General features: G+C 71.7%; 20 protein-coding genes and 1 pseudogene. 19 read left to right on the plus strand and 2 right to left on the minus strand.

What is annotated here, in order from left to right; all coding sequences use genetic code 11:
* Both BM076_RS36715 and BM076_RS21405 read left to right on the plus strand, forming a co-directional pair.
* Window positions 1–942, plus strand: a pseudogene (locus BM076_RS36715) (peptidase C14); the annotation flags it as partial.
* A gap of 113 nt (window positions 943–1,055) precedes the next feature.
* Window positions 1,056–2,063, plus strand: coding sequence for a GNAT family N-acetyltransferase (locus BM076_RS21405; protein ID WP_093715275.1), 1,008 nt, complete (start codon window positions 1,056–1,058; stop codon window positions 2,061–2,063).
* 147 nt (window positions 2,064–2,210) lie between these two features.
* Here the strand turns inward: BM076_RS21405 and BM076_RS21410 are convergent, their stop codons facing one another.
* Window positions 2,211–2,840, minus strand: a complete 630-nt coding sequence (locus BM076_RS21410; RefSeq protein ID WP_093715276.1) for a TetR/AcrR family transcriptional regulator — start codon at window positions 2,838–2,840, stop codon at window positions 2,211–2,213.
* Window positions 2,841–3,097: 257 nt separating this feature from the next.
* Between BM076_RS21410 and BM076_RS21415 the strand changes: the two genes are divergently transcribed.
* Window positions 3,098–4,120, plus strand: coding sequence for an alcohol dehydrogenase catalytic domain-containing protein (locus BM076_RS21415; protein WP_093715277.1), 1,023 nt, complete (start codon window positions 3,098–3,100; stop codon window positions 4,118–4,120).
* A 318-nt stretch (window positions 4,121–4,438) separates the two neighbouring features.
* A complete protein-coding gene (locus BM076_RS21420; protein WP_093715278.1) occupies window positions 4,439–5,665 on the plus strand; it encodes a low temperature requirement protein A in 1,227 nt (408 codons plus the stop codon).
* Window positions 5,666–5,763: 98 nt separating this feature from the next.
* Here BM076_RS21420 and BM076_RS21425 read toward each other — a convergent pair whose 3' ends face one another.
* A complete protein-coding gene (locus BM076_RS21425) occupies window positions 5,764–7,023 on the minus strand; it encodes an ROK family transcriptional regulator (RefSeq protein WP_245796201.1) in 1,260 nt (419 codons plus the stop codon).
* A gap of 25 nt (window positions 7,024–7,048) precedes the next feature.
* Here BM076_RS21425 and BM076_RS37625 point away from each other — a divergent pair, with 25 nt between their 5' ends.
* From BM076_RS37625 to BM076_RS21490, 15 genes are all read left to right on the plus strand, one after another.
* Window positions 7,049–8,209: a hypothetical protein gene (locus tag BM076_RS37625; RefSeq protein WP_177246539.1), complete on the plus strand. Its 1,161-nt coding sequence runs from the start codon at window positions 7,049–7,051 to the stop codon at window positions 8,207–8,209.
* Window positions 8,206–8,904: an RICIN domain-containing protein gene (locus BM076_RS37630; RefSeq protein WP_177246540.1), complete on the plus strand. Its 699-nt coding sequence runs from the start codon at window positions 8,206–8,208 to the stop codon at window positions 8,902–8,904. Before BM076_RS37625 ends, BM076_RS37630 begins: the two co-directional genes overlap by 4 nt.
* A gap of 287 nt (window positions 8,905–9,191) precedes the next feature.
* The gene (locus tag BM076_RS21435; protein WP_093715279.1) at window positions 9,192–10,106 is read left to right on the plus strand and encodes an ABC transporter substrate-binding protein; all 915 of its coding nucleotides are present in this window, start codon (window positions 9,192–9,194) and stop codon (window positions 10,104–10,106) included.
* A gap of 2 nt (window positions 10,107–10,108) precedes the next feature.
* Window positions 10,109–10,990 carry an amino acid ABC transporter permease gene (locus tag BM076_RS21440; protein ID WP_093715280.1) on the plus strand — a complete coding sequence of 294 codons (882 nt, stop codon included), beginning with the start codon at window positions 10,109–10,111 and terminating at the stop codon, window positions 10,988–10,990.
* Window positions 10,987–11,781 carry an amino acid ABC transporter ATP-binding protein gene (locus BM076_RS21445; protein ID WP_093715281.1) on the plus strand — a complete coding sequence of 265 codons (795 nt, stop codon included), beginning with the start codon at window positions 10,987–10,989 and terminating at the stop codon, window positions 11,779–11,781. Before BM076_RS21440 ends, BM076_RS21445 begins: the two co-directional genes overlap by 4 nt.
* Before the next feature lie 183 nt (window positions 11,782–11,964).
* Window positions 11,965–12,087 carry a hypothetical protein gene (locus BM076_RS38055; protein WP_265737106.1) on the plus strand — a complete coding sequence of 41 codons (123 nt, stop codon included), beginning with the start codon at window positions 11,965–11,967 and terminating at the stop codon, window positions 12,085–12,087.
* A 521-nt stretch (window positions 12,088–12,608) separates the two neighbouring features.
* The gene (locus tag BM076_RS21450; RefSeq protein ID WP_093715282.1) at window positions 12,609–13,403 is read left to right on the plus strand and encodes a DeoR/GlpR family DNA-binding transcription regulator; all 795 of its coding nucleotides are present in this window, start codon (window positions 12,609–12,611) and stop codon (window positions 13,401–13,403) included.
* Window positions 13,404–13,522: 119 nt separating this feature from the next.
* Window positions 13,523–14,707, plus strand: coding sequence for a sugar ABC transporter substrate-binding protein (locus BM076_RS21455; RefSeq protein WP_177246541.1), 1,185 nt, complete (start codon window positions 13,523–13,525; stop codon window positions 14,705–14,707).
* Complete coding sequence (locus tag BM076_RS21460; protein WP_093715284.1) at window positions 14,704–16,254, plus strand: sugar ABC transporter ATP-binding protein; 1,551 nt, start codon at window positions 14,704–14,706, stop codon at window positions 16,252–16,254. The genes BM076_RS21455 and BM076_RS21460 overlap by 4 nt, the downstream gene beginning before the upstream one ends.
* Window positions 16,251–17,318, plus strand: a complete 1,068-nt coding sequence (locus tag BM076_RS21465) for an ABC transporter permease (protein ID WP_093715285.1) — start codon at window positions 16,251–16,253, stop codon at window positions 17,316–17,318. Before BM076_RS21460 ends, BM076_RS21465 begins: the two co-directional genes overlap by 4 nt.
* 50 nt (window positions 17,319–17,368) lie before the next feature.
* On the plus strand, window positions 17,369–18,313 hold the full coding sequence (locus BM076_RS21470) for a 2-deoxy-5-keto-D-gluconate 6-phosphate aldolase domain-containing protein (RefSeq protein ID WP_177246542.1): 945 nt from the start codon (window positions 17,369–17,371) through the stop codon (window positions 18,311–18,313).
* A 127-nt stretch (window positions 18,314–18,440) separates the two neighbouring features.
* Entirely contained in the window at window positions 18,441–19,907 is a 1,467-nt protein-coding gene (locus tag BM076_RS21475; RefSeq protein WP_177246543.1) for an FGGY family carbohydrate kinase, read from the plus strand.
* Complete coding sequence (locus BM076_RS21480; RefSeq protein WP_093715288.1) at window positions 19,904–20,791, plus strand: shikimate dehydrogenase family protein; 888 nt, start codon at window positions 19,904–19,906, stop codon at window positions 20,789–20,791. The genes BM076_RS21475 and BM076_RS21480 overlap by 4 nt, the downstream gene beginning before the upstream one ends.
* Window positions 20,791–21,834 carry an alcohol dehydrogenase catalytic domain-containing protein gene (locus BM076_RS21485; RefSeq protein WP_093715289.1) on the plus strand — a complete coding sequence of 348 codons (1,044 nt, stop codon included), beginning with the start codon at window positions 20,791–20,793 and terminating at the stop codon, window positions 21,832–21,834. The genes BM076_RS21480 and BM076_RS21485 overlap by 1 nt, the downstream gene beginning before the upstream one ends.
* Entirely contained in the window at window positions 21,831–22,760 is a 930-nt protein-coding gene (locus BM076_RS21490; RefSeq protein WP_093715290.1) for a cyclase family protein, read from the plus strand. Before BM076_RS21485 ends, BM076_RS21490 begins: the two co-directional genes overlap by 4 nt.
* Window positions 22,761–22,807: the final 47 nt, after the last annotated feature.

Consider the following 22,807-nt stretch of genomic DNA (forward strand, 5'->3'; position numbering starts at 1 on the left):
GACGACGAGGGCGGCAACCCGTTCACCACCCATGGGCAGTACGAACACGACCTGCTCTTCGACGGCAACTCCGGCCTGATGGACATCGCCAACTCCGGTGCCCAGTGGGGTGATTCCGCCAAGCGGATCACTGTGCGCAACCATGTCTGCTCCTGGTTCACCGCCAACACCAAGATCACCGACCTGACGCTGGAGAACGTCCACGTCGTCCCCCGGCCGACCTTCGACCCGGCCGGCACCCTGGTGATCAACGCCGACGGCGCCCAACTCCGCGGCTGCAGCGCCTCCTTCTTCGCCGTCGCCCAGCAGTCCGCGCGCTCCACCCGGCCGACCACCGTCACCGACTGCGCCTTCGACCTGCCGAAGGCGTCCGTGCTGGTGCAGACCCCGGTGACCGCGCCGGTGCACTTCGTGCGCACCACCTTCACCGGGCTCGACGGCAACTTGCTGCGCGGCAGCGGCCCGGTGCGCTTCACCGACTGCCGACTGGCCGGCGCCCCGCAGGCGGCGCCCCTCGTGGTCGGGGCGTCCGAGGTGACCGTGGACGGCGGCAGCCTCACCGACACCGGCATCGCGCTGAGCGCCGTACGCGACCAGCGGATCAGCGTCGGCGGGGGAGCGGCCCTGTCCGGGACCAACGCGGCGAAAGCACTGCTCTCCCGCACCGCCGGAACCGGCGCGACCGTCACCTGGGACCTGGCGGACCTGCGCAGCAGCGCGGCCGACGCGGATACCGCGCACGTACGCGTCACGGACGGCCGCAACCGCTACACCGCGGTCGGCGCGCGGCTCACTGGCGGCCGGCTCTCGCTGGCCGCGGACGCGTTCACCGGCACGTCGTCACTCCTGCACACCGCGTGCACGGAGGACGGGGTGACCAGGAAGGGCCTGCCGGCGGACGGCAAGAGGGTCAGCGCGGCGGCCGGCAATCTGATCCTCTGAGTGCGCCGAGCCGGGCGCGACGGGTGGGTCCGTACGACCGCGCGACCGTACGGCCGGACCCGATCCGCGGCGCTGCGGGACCTGCGATCTCGGCAACAGGGAGGGCCTTCGCCATGCGCTATCGCACCACCACCCCGGCGGACGAGCCGGGGCTGCACGCCCTGTGGGCGGCTGCTTTCCCCGACGCGGCGACGGTCGCCGCGCTGTGGAACCGGGCCCCGGGGCGGCACGGCCGCACCTTCGCCGCCGAGGACGGCGCCGGGAGGCTGGTCTCGGCGCTCCACTACCAGCCGCGGCCGATCCGCTCGGCCACCGGCCGCGTGCAACGGGTCGGCTGCGTCGGCGGCGTCGCCACCCACCCCGACGCGCGCGGCCAGGGCCACGTCCGGCACCTGCTCGCCGCGGCGGTGGATGCCATGACGGCGGACGAATGCGCCTGGTCGCTACTGTTCACCGCCACCCCGCGGGTCTATGAAGGCGCTGGGTGGCGGTCGTTCGGCGCTCCCGGCTGGTCCGGTCCGCTCGCCGGCCGCGCACCGCACGCGGGCGCCGCCGCCGTACGCCCGGCGACCCGCGCCGACCTGCCGGCCCTGCGGGCGCTTCGCGACGGCTTCGACGCGGTCCGTCCGCTGACGACCGTGCGCGGCGCGGACGACTGGGAGCACCGGGTGCCGGTCTGGTACGCGGCCCCGGCCCGGATCCTGGTCGCGGAGGACCACGCGGCCTCGGGACACGCCGGGCCAGTGGCGCCCGCCTCGGCCCAGGCGCCTCCTGGAGCCGCCCCGTCCGGCACCCCGGCGGGCTTCGCCGTGCTCCGCCACCCCGCACCCCGTCAAGCCGAACTCGCGGAGATCGCGCTCGCTCCCGGGCGCGAGGCCGACGCGGCCGGCGCCCTGCTGTCGGCCGCCGCGCTCCACGCCCGTGCGGCGGGCGCCACGACCGCGACGGTGCGGCTGCCGGCCGACGCCGCCATCGTCGCCGCGCTCCCTCGCTTCCTCGCCGATCCTGTCCCCGCGCCCACCCACTACGGCATGGCCCGCCCGCTCCTCGCCCCGGCGCACGACGTCCTCGCGACCGTCACCGCTCCCACCGCCTTCCACTGGTACGCCGACTCCTTCTAACCCCAACGGCGTCGAGCCGGGCGTACCGGCCCGGAGGGCTGTGATGCCGGTGACGAGTGGGCGGCGGGCCGCACGGCGCTCCCGTGGGGACTTCGCGGTCACCTCGCACGGGGCCGTGCGACCGACCGGTGCGCGGGGGCAGGCGCTTCAGGGAGTGAGGGCCGTGCGCGGCTGACCCGTATCGCCGTTCCCGCTGGTGGACGGGGGCAGCGCGGTGAGCGCCCGGGCGGCGGCGGTCATCGCGGCGCGGTGGGTCCGCAGGCGGTCGGGGTCCCACGGCGGCTGGTCGGCCAGGGACCGCAGTGCGGGGGAGGCGTTGGCCCACGCGGTGGTCAGCCCGAGCAGGAGGGCGAGGACGTCGGCGGGGGCGACCGCCCCGGTGACAAGGTTCTGCTGCTGGGCGTCGGCGATGGCGGCGATCTTGGGCCGGTAGGCGTCCACCTGGGCCGGCGGGGCGTCGGGGCGTTCCAGTTGGGACCATCCGGTCAGACGCAGGACCTGCGGGTGGTCCAGGAGGTAGTCGAAGAGGCGGCCCGCGTAGCCGGGGAGGTCGTCGGCGGTGAAGGGGACGGCCTTGGCGAGGTCCTCCAGGCTGTTGGCGACCACGAGGTCGAAGAGGTCGTCCTTGTTGCCGAAGTGGACGTAGATCAGGCGCTTGTTCGCCTGCGCGGCCTCGGCGATGCGGTCCACGCGGGCACCCGCCAGCCCGAACTGGGCGAACTCGTGGTAAGCGGCTGTGAGCAGGCGCTTCTTGGTGGCAGTGGCGTCCGGTGGCATGGGTCAAGACTAATCCGTCCCGTAACTACACGGATAGTGATGCTCGTCGAGCGCCCGCGTCGGGCGAGGCGGCCGCGCGCCGCAGCGCCTTGGTAACTATCCGGTTATTGATGGACGTCGGGATCCGCGGTACGTTGTATCTAACCAGATGGTTACCTCTGGTGATCGGGACTGGGTCCCCCGGACGAGCGCGGACCGCACCTCCTCGACGGGCCGCTTCCGCGCCGTCCTCCCCCCTCCGAGCAAGGAGCGAGATCATGAAGGCTGTTGTGATGACCGGTGCGAACAAGCCGTGGGAGGTCCAGGAGGTCCCCACCCCGGTGGCCGAGCCCGGTCAGGTGCTGGTGAAGGTCCGCGCGTCGGGCATGTGCTTCACCGATGTGTGGGCCACGCAGGGCTACGGCGGCGACATCTACCCCCAGACCCCTGGCCACGAGGTCGTCGGCGAGGTCGTCGCGGTGGGCGACGGCGCACACGGGCGTGAGATCGGTGACCGGGTCGGCACGACCTGGGTGCAGTCGGCGTGCGGCCGCTGCGACTACTGCCGCAAGAACCTGCCGCTGACCGGCCAGACCGCGATGAACTGCGTCGCACCGCGAACCACCGGCTTCGCCGCGCAGGGCGGCCACGCCGAGTACATCGCGATCACGGCCGGCGGCACCGTGCTGCTTCCCGACGACCTGGCGTTCGAGGACGCGGCGCCGATGATGTGCGCCGGCTACACCACCTGGAGCGCCCTTCGCGATGCCGAACCGCGGCCGGGGGAGAGGATCGCCGTCGTGGGCATCGGCGGGCTGGGGCATGTCGCCCTGCAACTCGCCAAGGCGTCTGGCTTCGAGACCGTCGCGGTCACACACTCGCCCGACAAGCACGACCTGGCTGTCGAGCTGGGCGCCGACCACGTCGTCGCAGGCGGCAAGGAGCTGCACGACCTGGGCGGCGCGGACGTCCTGCTGATCACCACCAACGCCTTCGAGGCGGCGGAGGAGGCGATGGCGGGCCTGCGGCCCAGCGGCCGTGTCGTCCTGAGCGGGCTGGATTTCACCCGGCCGTTCTCCATCTCCTCCGAGGGCGTCCCGTTCCACATGATGCGCCAGAAGGTCATCGGCTCCACCCACGGCGGCCGGCACTATCTGTCCGAGGTCGTCGACCTCGCCGGCCGGGGCAAGGTCAAGCCCATCGTCGAGACCTTCTCCCTCGACCAGGCCGCCGAGGCGTACGACCGGCTCTCCTCGGGCAGGATGCGCTTCCGCGGCGTGTTCCTCCCGCACGGCGCCTGACCGGCGCGCGTCCGCCCGGTCCGCCGCCGCGCGGGCCGGGGCGCCGGGCGGCGCGGGAGGCGTTCGGTCCGGCGACGGCCGCGAGCGGTCCGACTTCGGCGTCGGCGAGTGCCTGGAGACCAATCCATCGTCGGCGTGACGGCCTCCTGACACGTACGCCGTTCGCGGCGAAGCCGAGGCGCACGTCACGGGAACGCCTCGCACCTACCGACCGTAAGGCAGCATGCGATCATGAGCGACTCCTCCAGCACGAGTACGGGCACGGGCGCCGGCACCAGTGACACAGGCCGAGGTCGGCTCGCGCACCGGCTGTTGCCGATGACCGGGCGCGACCCGGACGAGACGCACCGGGTCGCCACACCTCTGGAGCTGCTGTTCGACCTGACGTTCGTCGTCGCGGTCGGTACCGCGGCCCACCAATTCGCGGAAGCACTCGCCGAGGGGCACACCGCACCGGCCGTCCTCGCGTTCCTCCTCGCCATGTTCGCGATCAGCATCGCCTGGATCAGCTTCAGTTGGTTCGCCTCCGCCTTCGGCACGGACGACTGGCTCTACCGGGCGCTGACCATGGTGCAGATGACCGGCGTCGTCGTCTTCGCGCTCGGCATCCCCGCGCTGTTCCATTCCGCCGTCGAGGGCGACCACCTGAACCTGCGGCTGATGGTCGTCGGCTACATCGTGATGCGCCTGGCGATGGTCCTCCAGTGGTGGCGCGTCCACCGGGAATCCCCGCAGTTCCGCAAGGTGAGCAGGTCGGAAATCCTCTGGATCCTGGTCGCCCAGGTCTGCTGGACCGTCGTCGCGTTCACGCACCTGCCGTCCGTGGCCGTCATCCTCGCCGTCGTCGCGATCGGAACCCTGGAACTGCTCCTGCCCGTGTTCGCCCAGGGCAGGGCCGGCGGCACCCCCTGGCATCCGCACCACACCGCCGAACGCTACAGCCTGTTCACGATCATCGTCCTCGGCGAAAGCGTCGTCGGCACCGCGGCCTCCTCGGGCGACCTCCTCGGCGGAGCGGACGGAACACATTGGACCGGCAACGCTGTCGCCGTCATCGTCGCCGGCATCGGGCTGACCTTCGGAATGTGGTGGGTCTACTTCGCGACCCCCTTCGGCGACATCCTCACCCACCGCCGCAGCCGCGGATACCTCTTCGGCTACGGCCACATCCCCGTCTTCATCGCCATCGCGGCCGTCGGTGCGGGACTGCACCTGGCCGGCCTGTACATGGAACACCACGCCCACCTCGGCAGAGTGGCCGTCGTCCTGGCCCTGGCCCTCCCCACCGGCCTCTACCTCTTCATGGTCTACCTCCTGCACACCCTGCTGCTGTCGGCGGCAGACCGCTTCCACCTCCTGCTCGTCTCCCTCACCCTCCTCGTGCTCGCCGCGGCGGCACTCCTGGCCGTCGCAGGGGTCTCCGTCGCGGTATGCCTGCTCGTGATCATGCTCGCCCCCTTCGTCACCGTGCTCGGCTACGAGACCGTCGGCCGCCGCCACCAGCAGCAGATGCTGCACAGGCTGCGCGCCCGGCACCCCTCGTAACGGCTCGCGGTCGGCCGTTCGAGAGCGTCGCGCTCAGGAGGTGGTCGTCCACCTGAACCGGGGTGCGCTGCAAGGCGGTTGCTCCGGCGTCCGGCGGTTCAGACCGCGCCCGGGTCCTGGTACACCGCGTCGAGCGCCAGATGGGCGCCGCCCTGGGCGGCCGCGCGGAAGCCGAGGGTGGACATCGCCACCTCGCAGCCGCCGGCGTCCGGGGCCATGACGCGCGCCCGCACCACCTCGCGGACCCGGTCCAGCATCAGGTCGCCGATGTGGCTGAAGTAGCCGCCGAGGACGACCGCTTGGGGATTGAGGACATCCGCGAGCAGGGCGATGCCGAGCGCGAGGTCGTCGGCGACGCGGTCCAGCGCCTGCCGGGTGCGCGCGTGGCCGGATTCGGCGCGGCGGCGCAACTCGGCGAGGCGTTCCTCCAGTTCCACACCCGGGTCGCGGACCGGGTCGCCGTCGGCCGCGGCGAGCCGGAAGATCGCGTCCAGGCCGACCATCGTCTCCCAGCAGCCGGTGCGCCCGCACACGCACGGCCGTCGCTCGGGGTCGAGCGGCATGTGGCCGACCTCGCCGGCGAAACCGGTGGAGCCGAGCAGCAGCCGTCCGTCGGTGATGATGCCGGCGCCGACGCCGCGTTCGCCGGTGATGCAGATCATGTCCTGGACGCCCGCGCCCTGCGCGTGCACGTATTCGGCGACGGCCCCGAGCTTGGCGTCGTTCCCCACGGTGAGCGGGGGCACGGGCCGTTCCAGCCGGTCCCGCAGACCGTCGAGGATTCGCAGGCCGCGCCAGCCGAGGGCGGGCGCGTACTCGACGGTGCCGGTGTCCGCGTCGATCACTCCGGGCACGGCGAGCGTGATGCCGACGGGGCGGACGCCGTCCCGTTCGAGGGCGGTCAGACAGGTCCGGACGGACCGGGCCGTCAGGTCCAGGACCGCGTCGGCGGTCATGTCGGCGACCGCCGCCGCGGTCCGGTGGCCGAAAGCGGTGGCGCCGCCGAGCCCGAGGGCCAGGACGTGCACAGAGCTCGTGCTGATCTCCACGCCGACACCGCAGATGTCCCGGCCGTCGAGGTGCACCAGCGTGCCGGGACGGCCCACGGCGCCCTCGCGCTGGGCCGGGCCCTCCCGCACCAGACCGAGCGCGACGAGTTCGGCGACCAGACTGGTCACCGTCGGCTTGGGCAGGCCGGTGTCGGCGGCGATCTGCGCGCGTGACCGCGGTCCGCCGTCGCGCAGAATGCGCAGCACCACCGCGAGGTTGGTACGGCGGATGGACCGCCGGTCGCGCGGCTGCGCGGGCCCGGCGAGGGCGGCATCCGACAGGCGCGCCGCGGGGGGATCAGCCTTCACACGTTCCTCGTCTCTGCTTGCGGGCGTGCTCGCCGCCGCCGTCGTCGTCGTACTGCTGGGGCCGTTGGCCTCCGGGCCGGCGTCCGCGACGGACGCCCCCGCGTACACCGTCTCCATCGGCGCCAAAGGCACCTGGGACCGGCCCGACGACACACCGTCGAGCCCCTACATCGACAAGGACGGCACCTTCTACTACCAGTCGGCGCACTCCCTGTACGGTCCGACCGACAGCCGCACCTGGACCTTCTACAGCGGCAGCGACTTCGACCACACCAGCCGCAACCCCGTCAGCGACGCCGTCAACCCCGCCGACGCGCGGGACAAGAACAACGACACCACCTGGCGGTGCAACAACAGCCCCACCGGACGCGAGGCCGGCTACGCCGACGACACCTCGTACTACTCGCAGAAGAACTTCTGCGACCTGATGGGCGTATGGGTGGATCCGGACACGGGCGACTGGTACGGGCTGGTCCACAACGAGTTCACCCCGCAGCCCTTCGGCGACGGACTGCACTACGACTCGATCGACTACGCCGTCTCCACCGACCAGGGCCACACGTGGGACATCAAGGACCACGTCATCACCTCGCCGTACAGCACCGAGCGCGGCGACGACGCGGCCTTCCCCCACCAGTCCTACGACTACGGCGACGGCGACCCGCGGCTCTTCGTCGACACCGCCTCGGGCTACTTCTACGTCTTCTACAACTCCCGCGTCGTGGCGAAGGCGGGAGCCGCCGGCGGCGACGACAGCCTCGCGCACGTCGCCCGCGCACCGATGTCGGCCAAGATGGCGCCCGGCTCATGGCGCAAGTGGTACGACGGCGCCTGGTCCCAACCGGGCACGGGCGGCCTGGAGAGCAACATGACGCCCGCCGACCCCGCCCACCCGACCGGCTACACGCCCGTCGCGCACGACTACGACCCGGCCAACTCCGGCACCGTCCCCGAGCAGATCGCCGCCGGACTGCTGCCGCCCAAGTCGGACCTGCTGACCATGAACATCACCTACGACGCCTACCTCGGCCTGTACGTCGGCGAACCCGAAACGGTGAAACAGGACGGCACCGAGCCGCAGCGCTTCTACGTCACCGACAACCTCGCCACCCAGAAATGGACACTCGTCGGCGACCCGGCGCCTACACCTCCGGGTCCTGGTACCGCTGGATCGTCGACGGCGTGAACAGGACCGGCTCCGCCGTCGTCGGCAAGACCTTCCGCAGCTACTGCTCGTTCTTCTGCTCCGGCAACGCCGACGGCGAGTACTACGACACCACCATCGGCACCAGCACCCCCGCGGCCCCCGTCACTCCCGGCGCCGCCTACACCATCGCCAACGGGACCGGCCGGATCCTCGCCCAGCCCACGCGGAGCACCGCCACCACCTCGTGGACCGAGGACCGGCACAGCGCCCGCGGCCACTGGACCTTCACCCCGAACGGCGACGGCTCCTACACGATCACCAACGCCGCCAGCCGGCAGGCGCTCGGCGTCGACTCCGACCACACCTCCGGCCGCGCCTGGGGCGCCGCACCGACGGTGACCGCGGTCCCCTCGGCCGGCCCCACCGTGGGCCGGCAGTGGTTCGTCGTCCCCGGCCGGACCGCCGACGGCCGGGCCACCGGTACCGTCCGCCTCGTCAACCGCTACAGCGGACTGGTCCTCGCCCTGTCCGGCGCGCCCGGAAGGACCGCCGAGACCACCCCGACCCGCGCATGGACCGACACATCCGGCAGCCCGGTGGGCCACGGCAGAACCGCCCCGGAACAGACCCTCACCCTGCGCCCCGTCAAAACCGCCGCCCACCCGGCGCACACCGCCGGGCGACCAGCGGGGGACAGCGAAAGGATGCCGGGCGCCGCGCCTCGGCGCCGCTGAGGATCCTCATGCGGTGCCCGGCCCCCGGTGAAGAGCCGGGTCGGGCACCACAATTGCCGGTCCGGTGCTCGTGCTGTGGCTGTATCTCCGCTTCGGGTTGGGCCCGATCACGCCGACCGCCGTCTTCTTCGCCGCCGGCATCCTGGCCGCCGCCGCTCCGATCCTCGCCGGCGCGCTGCCACCGCCGGTTGAAGGGCACCGAAACATCACGGACACAAAGGTCCGCCATCCGGACAACTGGCCGAATCGCGTGGACAGCGGCGCCGTCGCGGTGCCACAGTCCGGCCATGCGTCTCGCAAAACCCCTGTCCCCGAGCCGTCAGGTTCTCGCCGCGGCAGTTCTGCTCGCCACCACCGTCATGGCTGCGGCGCTCGCCGGCTGCTCCCCGCAGGACGACACTGCGGCCTCCGGCACGCCCTCACCGAGCAGCGCGACCGCCACGAGCGCCTCCTGCACCGCTTCCGCACTGCCGACGCACACAGCGGGAAAGCTCACCGTCGGAACCGACAACCCGGCGTACGACCCCTGGTTCTCCGACGACAAGCCGTCCAACGGCAAGGGCTACGAGTCCGCTGTCGCCTACGCGGTCGCCAAGCAACTCGGTTTCGCCCCCGGCCAGGTGGTCTGGCAGACCGTGCCGTTCAACTCCGCCTTCTCTCCCGGCGTGAAGAACTTCGACTTCGACATCAACCAGGTGTCCATCAGCGCCGACCGGAAGAAGGCGGTGGACTTCTCCTCCGGGTACTACGACGTACGCCAGGCCGTCGTCGCCCGTAAGGGCTCCCCGATCGCGAACGCCCACACCCTGGCGGACCTGAAGGACGCCAAGCTCGGCGCCCAGGTGGGCACGAGCAGCCTCGACACCATCACCGACGTGGTGAAGCCGTCCAAGCAGCCCGCTGTCTACCAGCGCAACGACCTGGCTGTCGCCGCCTTGAAGAACGGCCAGGTGGACGGGATCGTGGTCGACCTGCCGACCGCCTTCTACATCACCGGCGCGCAGGTGCCGGGCGCCAAGGTCGTCGGGCAGTTCGACACCGCGGGCGCCCCGTCGGAGCAGTTCGGGCTGGTCCTGGACAAGGGCAGCAAGCTCACTGCGTGCGTCTCGGCGGCCGTGACGAAACTGCGCACCGACGGCACACTGGCGGCGCTGGAGAAGCAGTGGCTGTCGGACGCGGTCGGCGCGCCAGTGCTGAAGTGACCGTGCGGGACGAACAGGACGAAGCCGTCCCGGACGGCACGTACGAGCCCTCGCCGCGCCGGCTCGCCCGCGAACGGTACCGGCGGGCCCGTACCCGCCGTGCCTTCGCGGTGGCCGCGGCCAGCTCGACGGTCACCGCGGCCGTCCTGGTCACACTGATCGTGGAGTCCCCGGGCTGGCAGCGCACCAGGGACACGTTCCTCAATGCCCACTACGCGCGTCTCGCACTGCCCAAGGTGCTGGACGGGCTGTGGCTGAATCTCCGGCTGCTGGCGGTGTGCGGCGCCGTGGTCCTGGTCGCCGGGCTGCTGATCGCGGTGCTGCGCACACTGCGGGGGCCGGTCTTCTTCCCCGTGCGCGCGCTGGCCACCGCGTACGTGGACTTCTTCCGCGGACTGCCGCTGATCATCTGCATCCTGATGAGCGTCTTCGGCATTCCCGCGCTGCGGTTGAGCGGCGTCACCAACGACCCGGTGCTGCTCGGCGGGTTCGCGCTCTGCCTGACGTACACCGCCTACGTGGCCGAGGTGTTCCGGGCCGGCATCGAATCGGTCCACCCCAGTCAGCGCGCCGCCGCCCGCTCTCTGGGCCTGACCAGTGCGCAGACCATGCGGCACGTGGTACTCCCACAGGCTGTACGCCGTGTCGTGCCGCCCCTGCTCAACGACCTGGTGTCGCTGCAGAAGGACACCGGCCTCGTGTCGATCGGCGGCGCGGTGGACGCCGTCTACGCCGCGCAGATCATCGCCAGCCGGGACTTCAACTACACGCCGTACGTCGTCGCCGGGCTGATTTTCGTGGCCATCACCATTCCCCTGACGAGGTTCACCGACTGGATCGCGGCCCGGATGAACGGGCGCCAGGCGCAGGGAGGGACCGTATGACCTCCGACGCGCTGTCGAAGGGCTCCCCGTGGCCGCTGCCGTCCGGGGAGCCGGTGCTGCGGCTGGAGGCGGTCCGCAAGACGTACGGCTCGGCCGTGGTGCTGCGCGACGTTGCCCTGGAAGTGCCCGCGCACTCCGTCACCGCGCTGATCGGTGCCTCGGGCTCGGGCAAGTCGACGCTGCTGCGTTGCGCGAACCTGCTGGAGGACGTGGACGACGGCGCGATTTTCCTGGACGGGGAGGAGATCACCGACCCGCGGATCGACCAGGACGCGGTGCGCCGCCGGATCGGCGTCGTCTTCCAGGCGTACAACCTCTTCCCGCACATGACGGTGCTCGACAACATCACGCTGGCGCCGCGCCGGGTGCACAAGGTGCCGCGGGACCGCGCGGAGACCGAAGCGCGGGAACTTCTGGACCGCCTCGGCCTGGCCGGTCGCGCCGGCGAGTACCCCGACCGGCTCAGCGGCGGGCAGCAGCAGCGGGTCGCGATCGCCAGAGCGGTCGCGACCAGGCCGCGGCTGCTGCTGCTCGACGAGGTCACCGCGGCACTCGACCCGGAGCTGGTCGGCGAAGTCCTCGCGGTCATCCGGGACTTGAAGGACGAGGGCATGACGATGGTGATCGCCACCCACGAGATGGCGTTCGCACGTGATGTCGCGGACCAGGTGTGCTTCCTGGACGCCGGAGTGATCCTGGAGCGCGGCACCGCGGACCGGGTGTTCGGGGCGCCGGCCGAGCAGCGTACCCGCGACTTCCTGAGCAGACTGACGGAGGCGGGACGGCTGTGAGCCGTCAGGCGGAAATCCGGGCCAGGACGCCGGGAGACCGATGGCCCCCCGCCTGCCGCTGAAGGCGGTGAGGCGGTGTGTCGTCCCGTCGAGATCGAACTCGACCTGGCCGGGGCCGCACGGTGTCGTTGCCGCCCCGCTTGGCGACCTCGATCACCGCGTTGCCCCACCGGGCGAGGACACGTGTCCGCTTGCCCAGGACACGAAGCCGTACCGGCCGTGAACTTCCTCGCCCTCGACGGTCAGGTCCTCACCCTCGCCCAACTCGACCACCACGCCGTGGCCGGACCACGGAGCGCCTGGTGACCCGGTAGCGGTCCTCGGCAATGTAGGAGGCCCCGGAGGCGGCCTCGAAGGCACTCTCGACGGTCTGCCGGATGACGAGTACGCCCGTCCTCGGGATAGGCGGTCCCCAGCGGGTTCCGGGGCTGTCGGCGAGTTCGTATCGGTGTGGCGGTGAAGGATACGGCCGGGGCGAGCCGCTGAGGTCTGCTGTCCTCGGATGGTCATGCCACTCAGAGCCTCCCGCACCCTTCGGTCTGTGCGACGAGAGGCCGTTGTGGCCTTCTGTGGGATCTGTGAAGTTGGAATCTCCACACAGATCCATATTGTGAGCGCTCCGACTGTGCGGATGTTATGGGGTGAAATGGCCACTTTGAGTTGCTCGCTGTAATCCAATAATGACAGAGTGTTCAAAATTTGGTGTCATTTGGCCATGGAATGTTTCATTCGGACACTCTTCCTTGCGCAACCCCTTGTGGCATCGCGTGGATACAGGTATTAATTCCACATGAAGCAAAAGCGAGGTTGATACGGAAGGGCCCGTGATGAGCGTTAACGGCACATCCGCGCACTTCGCGGAGGAACGTCGACGAGCGTTGCTCGACCAGCTCAAGGCCAACGGGCGGCTCGAAGTCGTCGCCGCGGCGGACCGGCTGGAGGTGACGTCGGAGACGATCCGCCGTGATCTGGTGCTGCTGGAGCGCCGCGGGCTCGTCCAGCGGGTGCACGGCGGAGCGATCCTCCTCGACCGTGAACACCTCGTCCCCGACCTCCAGGCCCGCAGGCGGCTGATGGCGGTGGCGAAGGACCTGATCGCACACGCCGCGGTCAAGCACATGCCCGACGAGGGCGCGGTGATCATCGACGCCGGGACCACCACCGGCCGGATGGCGGAGGTCTTCGCCGGCGGGCCCCCGCTGGTCGTCATGACCAACAGCCTCCAGGCGGCGATCGCGCTCGCGGGCAAGCAGGGACTCAGCGTCCACACGCTCGGCGGCCGCGTCCGGGCCAACACGCTGGCGGAGGTGGACGCCCCCGCGCTTGGCGCCATCGCACGGGTGCACGTCGATGTCGCCTTCATCGGCACCTACGGGGTCTCGCCCCGGCACGGCTTCTCCACACCCGACCCGGCCGAGGCCGCGGTCAAGGAGGCGATGATCCGCGCGGCCAAGCGGACCGTCGTCCTCTGCGACAGCAGCAAGATCGGCAAGGACCACTTCGCCCGGTTCGCCGACACCTCCCAGCCCGACCTCTTGATCACCGACAGCGATGCCCCACCGGAACTGCTGCGCGCGCTGGAGACCTCGGGACTGCCGGTCGAAGTGGTCCCGATCCCATGAACAGCTCCGCACGGCCCCTGCCCGACGCCGGGTGCCGCCCCCCAGACAGCAGCGCAGACGTCCCGGACGTCGCAGACACCGCCACCACGGCGACGTGTACCACCGCAAAGGAGCGAGGTATGCCTTCCACAGTCCTTACTTCAGGGGCGCGGGCAGCGGTCATCGCCGCCGCGTGCATCGGGCTCGGGTTCACCGCCGCGTGCGCACCCTCCAACAACGACTCCGCCGGCGACAGCGGCGCGGCCGACTCCGGGCAGAGCCAGGACGTCAGCCAGTTCACCGCCGCGGTGCAGGCCGCACAGAAGGGGCCGCAGTCCTTCGCGGGCCCCACCGACAAGCCGGTGACCGTGCCCAAGAGCGTCAAGGTCGCGATCATCCCGTGCGGTGTCGCCATCGGCGGCTGCAACACCCCCGCGGAATCGGTCAAGGGCATCGTGAAGTCCCTCGGCTGGAAACCCACCATCTATGACGGGCAGTCCAACGCCCGCACCCAGAACAGCATGATCCTCAACGCCGTCTCCAACCGGGCCGATGTGATCGCCACGGTCGCCATCGACTCCAAGCTGGTCCAGCAGGGCCTGGAGGCCGCCAAGAAGGCCGGTATCCCGGTGATCTCGATGAACAACGGCACCGGCACCCCGAACCCCAAGCCCAAGCTGGAGTCCGGGCAGATCGACTTCGACCTCGACGTGGCACCCGACTACACCGCCAACGGCCGGATGCAGGCCGACTGGGTGATCGCCGACTCCAAGGGCACCGCCGTGGTCCAGCCGGTGATCACCAGCGAGTACCTGTCCAACACGGTCACGTACAACGCCTTCGTCGCCGAGATGAAGAAGTGCACGTCGTGCAAGGTGCTCAAGCCGGTCAACTTCACCACTGACGAGATCGCCTCGGGCGCCCTGGGCAGCCGTACCGCGTCGACGCTCCAGCAGCGCTCGAACGCCACGTACGTCTACACCGGCTTCGACTCGGCCGCCGCCGCCGAGGTCAACTCGATCAGGCAGGCCGGTCTCGGCAACAGGGTCAAGCTGGTCAGCGCGGTCGGAGACCCGATCAACCGGCAGTTCATCCGCGAGGGCGACATCCAGGGCGCGACCGTCATCGAGATCCCCTCCCTGTACGGCTACGCGACCGTCGACCAGATGATCCGCGCCGTGCAGAAGCAGCCGACCATCGAACCGGCCAACGAGGGCGCGATCACGGTCCTGCTCACCAAGGACAACATGATCGGCAACAACGACCAGTGGAAGCTGCCGTTCGACGTCGCCGCCGAGTACCACAAGCTCTGGGGCATCAAGTGACCGGCGAAGCCCCGGGTGAGGCCCCCGGCGAGGTCATGGCGGCGCGTGCGCTGTGCAAGACCTTCGGCGCCACCCAGGCGCTGCTGGACGTCTCGCTCGGCCTGGTCCCCGGCGCGGTGCACGCGCTGGCCGGGGCGAACGGCTCGGGCAAGTCCACCCTCATCAAGATCATGAGCGGGGTGTTCGGGCCGGACAGCGGGCAGTTGCTCGTGGACGGCGTCCCGCAGGAGTGGTCGTCGCCGATGGACTCCCGCGCGGCGGGCGTCGGCGTCGTCCACCAGGAGGCGCCATTGGTCGACACGCTCAAGGTCGCGGACTGTGTCGCGCTGCTCGGCGGCTTCGAGGGCGTCCCCGCCCTCGGACTCAGCCACCGGGCCCTGGTGCGGCGCGCGCAGCGGCTCCTCGACGAGCACGAGGTGCCGGTCGACGCCCGTACCACCTGCGCCGAACTCGGCCCCGCCGACCGGGCCATGGTGTCCCTCGCCGTGGCCACCGGGCAGGGGAGCCGGATCCTCATCCTCGACGAGGTCACCGCCTCGCTGCGGCAGGACGACGCGGAGCAGGTGCTCGGCCTGGTCCGCAGGCTCGCCGACCGGGGCACGGCCGTCCTCATGGTCACCCACCGGATCGGTGAGATCACTCAGTACGCCGACCGGCTCACCGTGCTGGCGTCCGGCCGTACGCAGTACGACGGGCCGTCGGCCGACGTCACCGCGGCCCGGATCGTCGAGTACATGCTCCCGGAGCAGCGCCTTGCCACCGAGCAGGTGGTGCGGGCCGACGAGAAGCCGGCCCACCGCGAGGAGGCGGCCGTCTCCGGTCCGAACCTGATGGAGATCCGCGGGCTGACCGGCAACCGCCTCAACCCCCTGGACCTCGACATCCGGGCCGGCGAGATCGTCGGCGTCACCGGGCTGCCCGACTCCGGCGTCGACGAACTGCCGTATCTCCTCGCGGGCGGCGTACCGCCCCACTCCGGCTCGGTCCAGGTGCGGGGGTTCGAACCCGCCCGCACCTGGACCGCCTCCACCGCCCGCAGACAAGGTGTGGCGCTGCTGCCCAGGGACCGGCTCTCGCACGGCGGTGTCGCCGTGCTGAGTATCGCCGACAACATCGCGCTCCCCTCGCTGCGCCGTTTCTGGCACCGCCGGGCCGCGCTGCGCGAGGCGATCGGCCGGGTGGTGCGCGAACTCGACGTACGGCCGCGCAATCCCTCGGCCTCCCTCGGCAGCCTCAGCGGCGGCAACCAGCAGAAGGTGCTGCTCGGCAAGTGGCTGTCCACCGACCCCAAGGTCCTGGTGCTCGACGAACCGACCAACGGCGTCGACCCGGGCGCCAGGCTCCTGATGTTCGAAGCGGTCAGGAGACGGGTGGACCGGGGGATGGGCGCGGTCCTGTTCTCCTCGGAGTTCGAGCAGCTCACCGCGCACTGCGACCGGATGGTGGTGCTGCGCCCCGGGGCCGCGGCCGAGGAGATCCCCGTCCCCGACAACCCCGTCAAGCTGGCCAGGATCGTGGCGAGTCCACAGGAGGACGGACCGAGATGAACATGGAAGACCTCGACACAGTGAAACCCGATCCGGCGACCGCGAGAGCCGTGACCGCCGACGGACCGCCTCCCGCCGAGCGGGCCGAAGGCCCCGGCCTCCTCCGTACGGTCGGCGAAGCCCTGATCCAGCGCTACGCCCAGATCGTGCTGCTGGTGCTGCTGATCGTGGTGTTCAGCCTGGCCACTCCCAACTTCGCCACCCGGCAGAACTGGACCTCGCTGCTGGTCAGCCAGTCGGTGATCGCGCTGATGACACTGGCGGTGCTCTTTCCGCTGATCGTCGGCGAGTTCGATCTGTCGGTCGGCTATCTGCTCGGCTTCTGCGCGATGCTCGGCGCCTATCTGACCGGCAAGGGCTGGCCGGTGGGAGCGGTGCTGGTCGCCATGGTCGTCTGCGGGATGGTGGCCGGCGCCTGGAACGGTGTGCTCAACGTGGTGTTCGGCATCAACTCGTTCATCGCGACCCTGGGCATGGGCATCGTGCTCTCCGCGATGACCCTGATGCTCAGCAACGGCGCCATCCTCACCACCGTCCCTGGTCTGGCCAAGACTCTCGGACGCGGCTACGCGGTGCAGGTCGCCTGGGCGGTGTGGATTGTCGCGATCGTGGCGATCATCTGCTTCTACCTGCTCCAGCACACTCCGGTCGGTGCCCGGCTGTACGCGATCGGCGGCTCGGAGCGCGTGGCGTTCCTGGCCGGTGTGCGCACCGGCCGGTACAAGATCCTCGCCTTCGGCTGCGCCGGCGGCCTGGTCTCGCTCGCGGCCGTGCTCCAGCTCGGCCAGGCCGGGTCCGTGACCCCCAGCCTCGGCCCCGACCTGCTGCTGCCCGCCTACGCCGCCGCGTTCCTGGGCGTCACCACCTACCGTCCGGGCTTCTACAACGTGCCCGGTGTGATCGTCGCCATCCTGCTGCTCGCCGTCGGATTCAACGGCCTGAGCCTGCTCGGAGTCCCGTTCTGGGTGCAGCCGCTGTTCAACGGCCTCGCCCTGCTGGTCGCCGTGCTCGCCGCGCGCTTCGTCGCCCGCCGCAGGACCGGTGAACGCCGGGGCCCGGCATGACCCGCTCGTCCGGTCGGCCGCCGCTCCTCCCCCTCTCGAAAGGAAACACGATGACTGACGTCCCCCATCCGCTCCTGGTCCTGGCCATGGACCACCGGGCGGTGATGCGCGGGCTGTTCGGTGATGTGGTGCCGGACGCCGAACGTCAGGAGGCATTCGGCCGGGTGAAGGACCTGGCGTTCGACGCGCTGATCCGCACGATCGCCGAGGTCGGCACCGCCCCGGCCAACCTCGGGGTGCTGATCGACGAGGAGTACGGCGGGCGGACCATTCCCCGGGTACGGGAGGCCGGGTGCTGCCTGGTGCTGCCGGTGGAGGAGAGCCGGTCCTCGGTCTTCGACATCAACACCGGCGAGCTGGCCCTCACCGGGGGCGAGAACTTCGCCGCCCGCCTGGACGCGCTCGAACCGGACATGGTCAAGGCGCTCATCGTGCACAATCCCGACCTGCCCGCCGGGCGCCGGGCGCGGCAGCTGGCCCGGGCCCGCCAGGTGCTCGAATGGTGCCTGGCCAACGAGCGGCCCTTCATGCTGGAGATGCTGGTCCCGCCGACCGACGGGCAGCTCGCCGCGTCCGGCGGCGACAAGGACCGCTGGCAGCGCGAGCACCACACCGAACTGCTGCTGCGGGTGATCACGGAGTACCAGGACGCGGGCGTGTGGCCGCACGTGTGGAAGCTGGAACCGCTGGCGGCCGAGGCCGACTACGCGGTGGTCGCCGACCACTGCAAGAGCGGGGCGCCGTACCCGACCGCCCTGGTGCTGCTCGGCGGCGGCGCGGACATCGACGCGGCCGAGGAGTGGGTGCGGCAGGTCCGCGGGGTGGACGGTTACATCGGCTTCGCCATCGGCCGCAGCCTGTGGACCGACGCCTTCGACGGCTATCTCAACGGCGCGCTCGACGAGGAGCAGGTCGTCACCTCGATCGCCGGCCGGCTGCGTCGGCTGGTCACCGCGTACTCCCTCGGTGAGGACGTACCGAGCGCGGCGCGCTGACGTACCCGCCGCACCGCTCGTACGAGCCCGCCCGTATGCCCCGACCGGGCCGCCCGCCACGGGACGGCGAAAACCTGTAGACAGGACAAACCGGAGTATTTCCACTCTGTGACCGATGGAGGCTGTGATGGCAAGGACGGCATGCGTCGTCGGTGTGGACATCGGCACCACCACGGTGAAGGTGTCCGCCACCGACGAACGCGGCCGCGAGCTGGCGGTGGTCAGGGCCGACACCCCCTGGCGGCTCGCCGCCGGGACGACGGTGCTCGGACACGACGACCTGTCCGGCACGCTGGACAGCCTCTTCCGGCAGCTCGCCGACCGGCTGCCCGGCCGCTGGGCCGTCGCCGTCGGCTTCGCCGGCATGGCGGAAGCGGGTTACGCGCTCGCCGCCGACGGCACTCCCGTCGCCCCGGCCGTGGCGTGGTTCGACACCAGCGGGGCGGACGAGCTGGCCGTGCTGCTCGCCGAGCACGGCGACGGTTTCACCGCCACCACCGGACTGCGGCCCACCACCCGCGCCTCGGCGATCAAGATGGCGTGGCTGCTGCCCCGACTGTCGGCGGGGAACGGGGGATCGGCGGGATCCGGTACGGGCACGGGAACCCGCGGCGGGCTCGCGCCGGCCGGGACCGGGCGGACGGGTAAGGCCGTGAGCTGGCTGAACGTACCGGAGTGGGCGGCCCACTGGGCGGGCGGCCGGGCCACGGCCGAATGGTCCCTGGCGGCACGCAGCGGCTTCATGGACGTGACCGCCCGCGGCTGGTGGAAGGACAGTGTGCGCTGGGCAGGACTCGACCCCGCGGCGATGCCGGAACTGCTGCCCGCCGGGTCGCCCACTGGCACCGCGCGGGCCGGCCTGCCGCTGATCGGCGGCGCGGTCGTCACCGTCGCAGGACACGACCATCTGGCGGGCGCGATCGGCGCCGGAGCCGTACACCCCGACGACTGCTTCGACAGCCTCGGCACCGGGGAGGCGCTGATCCGCTCCCAGCCCGCCACCAAGGACCCCGGCCTGCTGACCCGGGCGGTGGCGGCCGGATTCGAGCGCGGACCGCACCTCCTCCCCGGCCGCGACTACCTCTTCGGCGTCCTCGGCACGGGACGTCTGCTGCGGGCCCTGCTGGACGCCCGGCTCGGCGCCGAACGGCACTTCGCCGACGTCGAGGCGCTCGGCGAGGCGGCGGCCCGGCTGCCCGCCCCCGGACGCGCCGAGGAACTCGCCGTCGCCCTAGACAGCACGAACCGGCCGCTGGCCCCGCTCGAACCGGCCGCCGTGGTGGCCGCTCTCGACGGACTGCCGGACGCCGAGGCCTGGGCCGTACTGGTCGAACTGACCTCGTGGCGCTGCCGCGACGCGATCGGTCTGCTCGACGCGCTCGGCGGCGCCGGCAACGCGGTGATCGCGGCCGGCGGCTGGTACGCGTCCGGCTACATCCGGGCCGTCCGCGCCCGCGTGCTCGGCCCCTTCCGGCTGCCCGCCGACACCGAGGCCGGCACCCGCGGCGCCGCCCGGACGGCGGCGCTGGCCTGCGGACTCACCCCCGACCTCGGCACCTGGACAGACGACTGGACGGAGTTCACCGCATCATGACGTCGCACCCCATCACCGGGCACACCCGGGTCTACGCGCACTTCGCCGACCCGGTGGCACATGTGCGCACCCCCGAGGTGATGAACCGCTTCTTCCGGCAGCGCGGCATCGACGCGGTCGTGGTGCCGTACCAGGTCGGCGTCGAGGACCTGCCGCAGGCGGTGGCCGCGGCCCGCTCCTGGAAGAACCTGGCGGGCATCGGGGTCACCATGCCGCACAAGGAGCACATCGCCGGGCTGCTGGACGATCTCACCGAGGACGCCGTCAGAGCCGGGGCGAGCAATGTCATCCGCAGGCTGCCCGACGGACGGCTGCTCGGCGGCCAGTACGACGGCCCAGGTCTGGTCGCCGGACTCCTCGCGCACGGGGTGCGGCTGGAGGGCGCGCGGGTGCTGCTGCTCGGCGCGGGCGGCAGCGCGCGGGCCGTCGCCATGGCGCTGGCCGCGGCGGGCGTCTCCCGGCTGGACATCCGCAACCGGACCACCGCCCGCGCCGCCGAACTCGCCGATCGGGTCAGCGGTGTTCACCCGGCCGTACGGTGCGAGGTGCGCGTGGAGAACACCGTCGCCGGTGTCGACGTCCTGGTCAACACCACCTCGGTGGGCATGCGCGGCACCGATCCGCTGCCCGTCGACCTCACGGCGCTCACCGCCGCCACGGCCGTCAGCGACATCATCATGAAACCCACCAGGACCCGGCTGCTCGACCATGCGCAGCGCGCGGGCTGTCCGGTCGTGCCCGGAATCCACATGCTCCTCAACCAGCTCGGACCGACCGCGGACTTCCTCGGCCTGACCCCGACCCTCGAACCCTCCGGCGAGCCCGACCCGCCGGAACTCACCGACCCGCTCGCCCACGCGAGCGATGCCGCGGAGGTGGCGTGATGCGTGCTCTCACCCTGCGGGGTGCCCATGACGCGGCGATCGCCGAGACCGACGACGAGCCGCTCGGCGCCGGCGACGTGCGCGTCGCCATCGCGCAGGTCGGCCTTTGCGGCTCCGACACCCACTTCTACGCGCACGGCCGGATCGGCGCCTTCCGGCTCACCGGGCCGCATGTGCTCGGACATGAAGCGTCCGGCACGGTCCTGGAGACCGGCGGCGAGGTCACCGACCTCGTCCCCGGCGACCGGGTCGCCGTCGAGCCCGGCCTGTGGTGCGGCCGGTGCCGCGAGTGCCTGGCCGGCACGTACAACCTGTGCGCGGACATGCGCTTCCTCGGAATGCCGCCGCACGCCGGGCTGGCACGGGAGCGGGTGGTGCTGCCGCGCCGCGCGGTGCACGCGGTCCCGGCCGGCATGACGGCCACGCGGGCGGCCCTGCTGGAACCGCTGTCGGTGGCCGTATGGGCGGTCGGCCGGGCCGCCGTACAGCCCGGCGAGCAGGTGCTGATCGCCGGTGCCGGTCCGATCGGCACGCTGGTGGCGCGGGTGGCCCTGGCGCAGAAGGCGGCCCGGGTGATCGTCGCTGATGTCGACGACCGCCGCCTGGCACGGCTCGCGGAGTCCACGCCCGGCGTGGAGACCGCCCACGTCGGCACCGGTTCGGCGGACGGCGCCGGGAACGGCTTCCAGGACGTGGCCGCCGACCTGGACTGCTATCTGGAGTGCTCGGGAGCGCCCACCGCACTGGACGACGGGATGACGCGGCTGCGGCCGCGGGGCCGGGCCGTACTGGTCGGAGTGCCCGCCGCGCCGACGTTCGCGCTGTCGTCCACCCTGATCCGCTACCGCGAACTGACCCTCACCACCGTCCACCGCTACGCCCACACCTGGCCGCGCGCCATCGAGCTGGTCTCCAGCGACGCCGTGGAGGTCGACGACCTGGTGTCGGACCGCTACCGGCTGGAGGAGGGGCCGAGGGCGCTGGCCGAGGCGGCGGCGGGCGAAGTGGCCATGAAGGCCATGATCTCGGTGGGCGCGTCATGACCGGCACCGGCGGCGACGCGCCCGCCGGCACCCGTACGGAGGGTGCGGCGCGTGCGGCGGCCGTGCCGCCCGAACTGGGCGCGGTGGCCCGGCAGACGCCCGAGCGGATCAGGGACGCCGCCGCGCTGGTGACCCGCGGCCGGGTCTTCCCGCTCAACTGGGACCTGGGCCTGCCCGACCCGCCGATCCTCGGCCGGGGCCGCCACGTCCACACCCGTATCGACCTCGGGAACGGCTTCGACGACCGCCTCGACTCCTTCTACCCGCAGGGGTCCTCGCAGTGGGACGGCCTGGCGCACGTCCGCGGGCCCGACGGCACTTACCACGGCGGCCACCTGGCCGCCGACATCGAGACGGCGGCCGGACCGCTGGGCATCGAGCACTGGGCGCGGCGCGGCATCGCGGGCCGCTTCGTCCTGGCCGACCTGGTCAGGCACGGGCGGCACGGCGGCGACTGCTCCCGCCGGGTCGCCTACACCGCGGCCGACGTGACGGCCGCGCTCGCCGCACAGCGTGTCGACCTACGGCCCGGCGACATCCTGCTGCTGCACTTCGGCTGGACCCGCTGGTACGAGGGCCTGGACCGGGCCGCGCGCGAGGCACTGGCGGCGGAGGGATTCTTCGCCTCGCCCGGCCTCGCCGTCGATCCGGAGACCAGGCAGTGGCTGCGCGGCCTGGAACTGTCCGCGGTCGCGGCCGACTGCCCGGCGGTGGAAGCCATGCCGTTCGACATGGACGGGCCTGACACCTTTCTGCACCACACGCTGATCGCCGAGCTGGGTCTCGCGGTGGGCGAACTGTTCGACCTCGCCGCCCTGGCCGACGACTGCGCCCGGGACGGCGTCCACGAGGGGCTGTTGACCGCGGCTCCGCTCAACCTCGCCGGTGCGGCGGGCTCCACCGCCAACGCACTCGCGCTGAAGTGACGCGGGAGGCGGAGGCGATGGACCACGAGGACCCGGCCGGGGCGCGA

This window comes from Actinacidiphila alni, from assembly GCF_900112845.1.
GTDB classification, from domain to species: domain Bacteria; phylum Actinomycetota; class Actinomycetes; order Streptomycetales; family Streptomycetaceae; genus Actinacidiphila; species Actinacidiphila alni.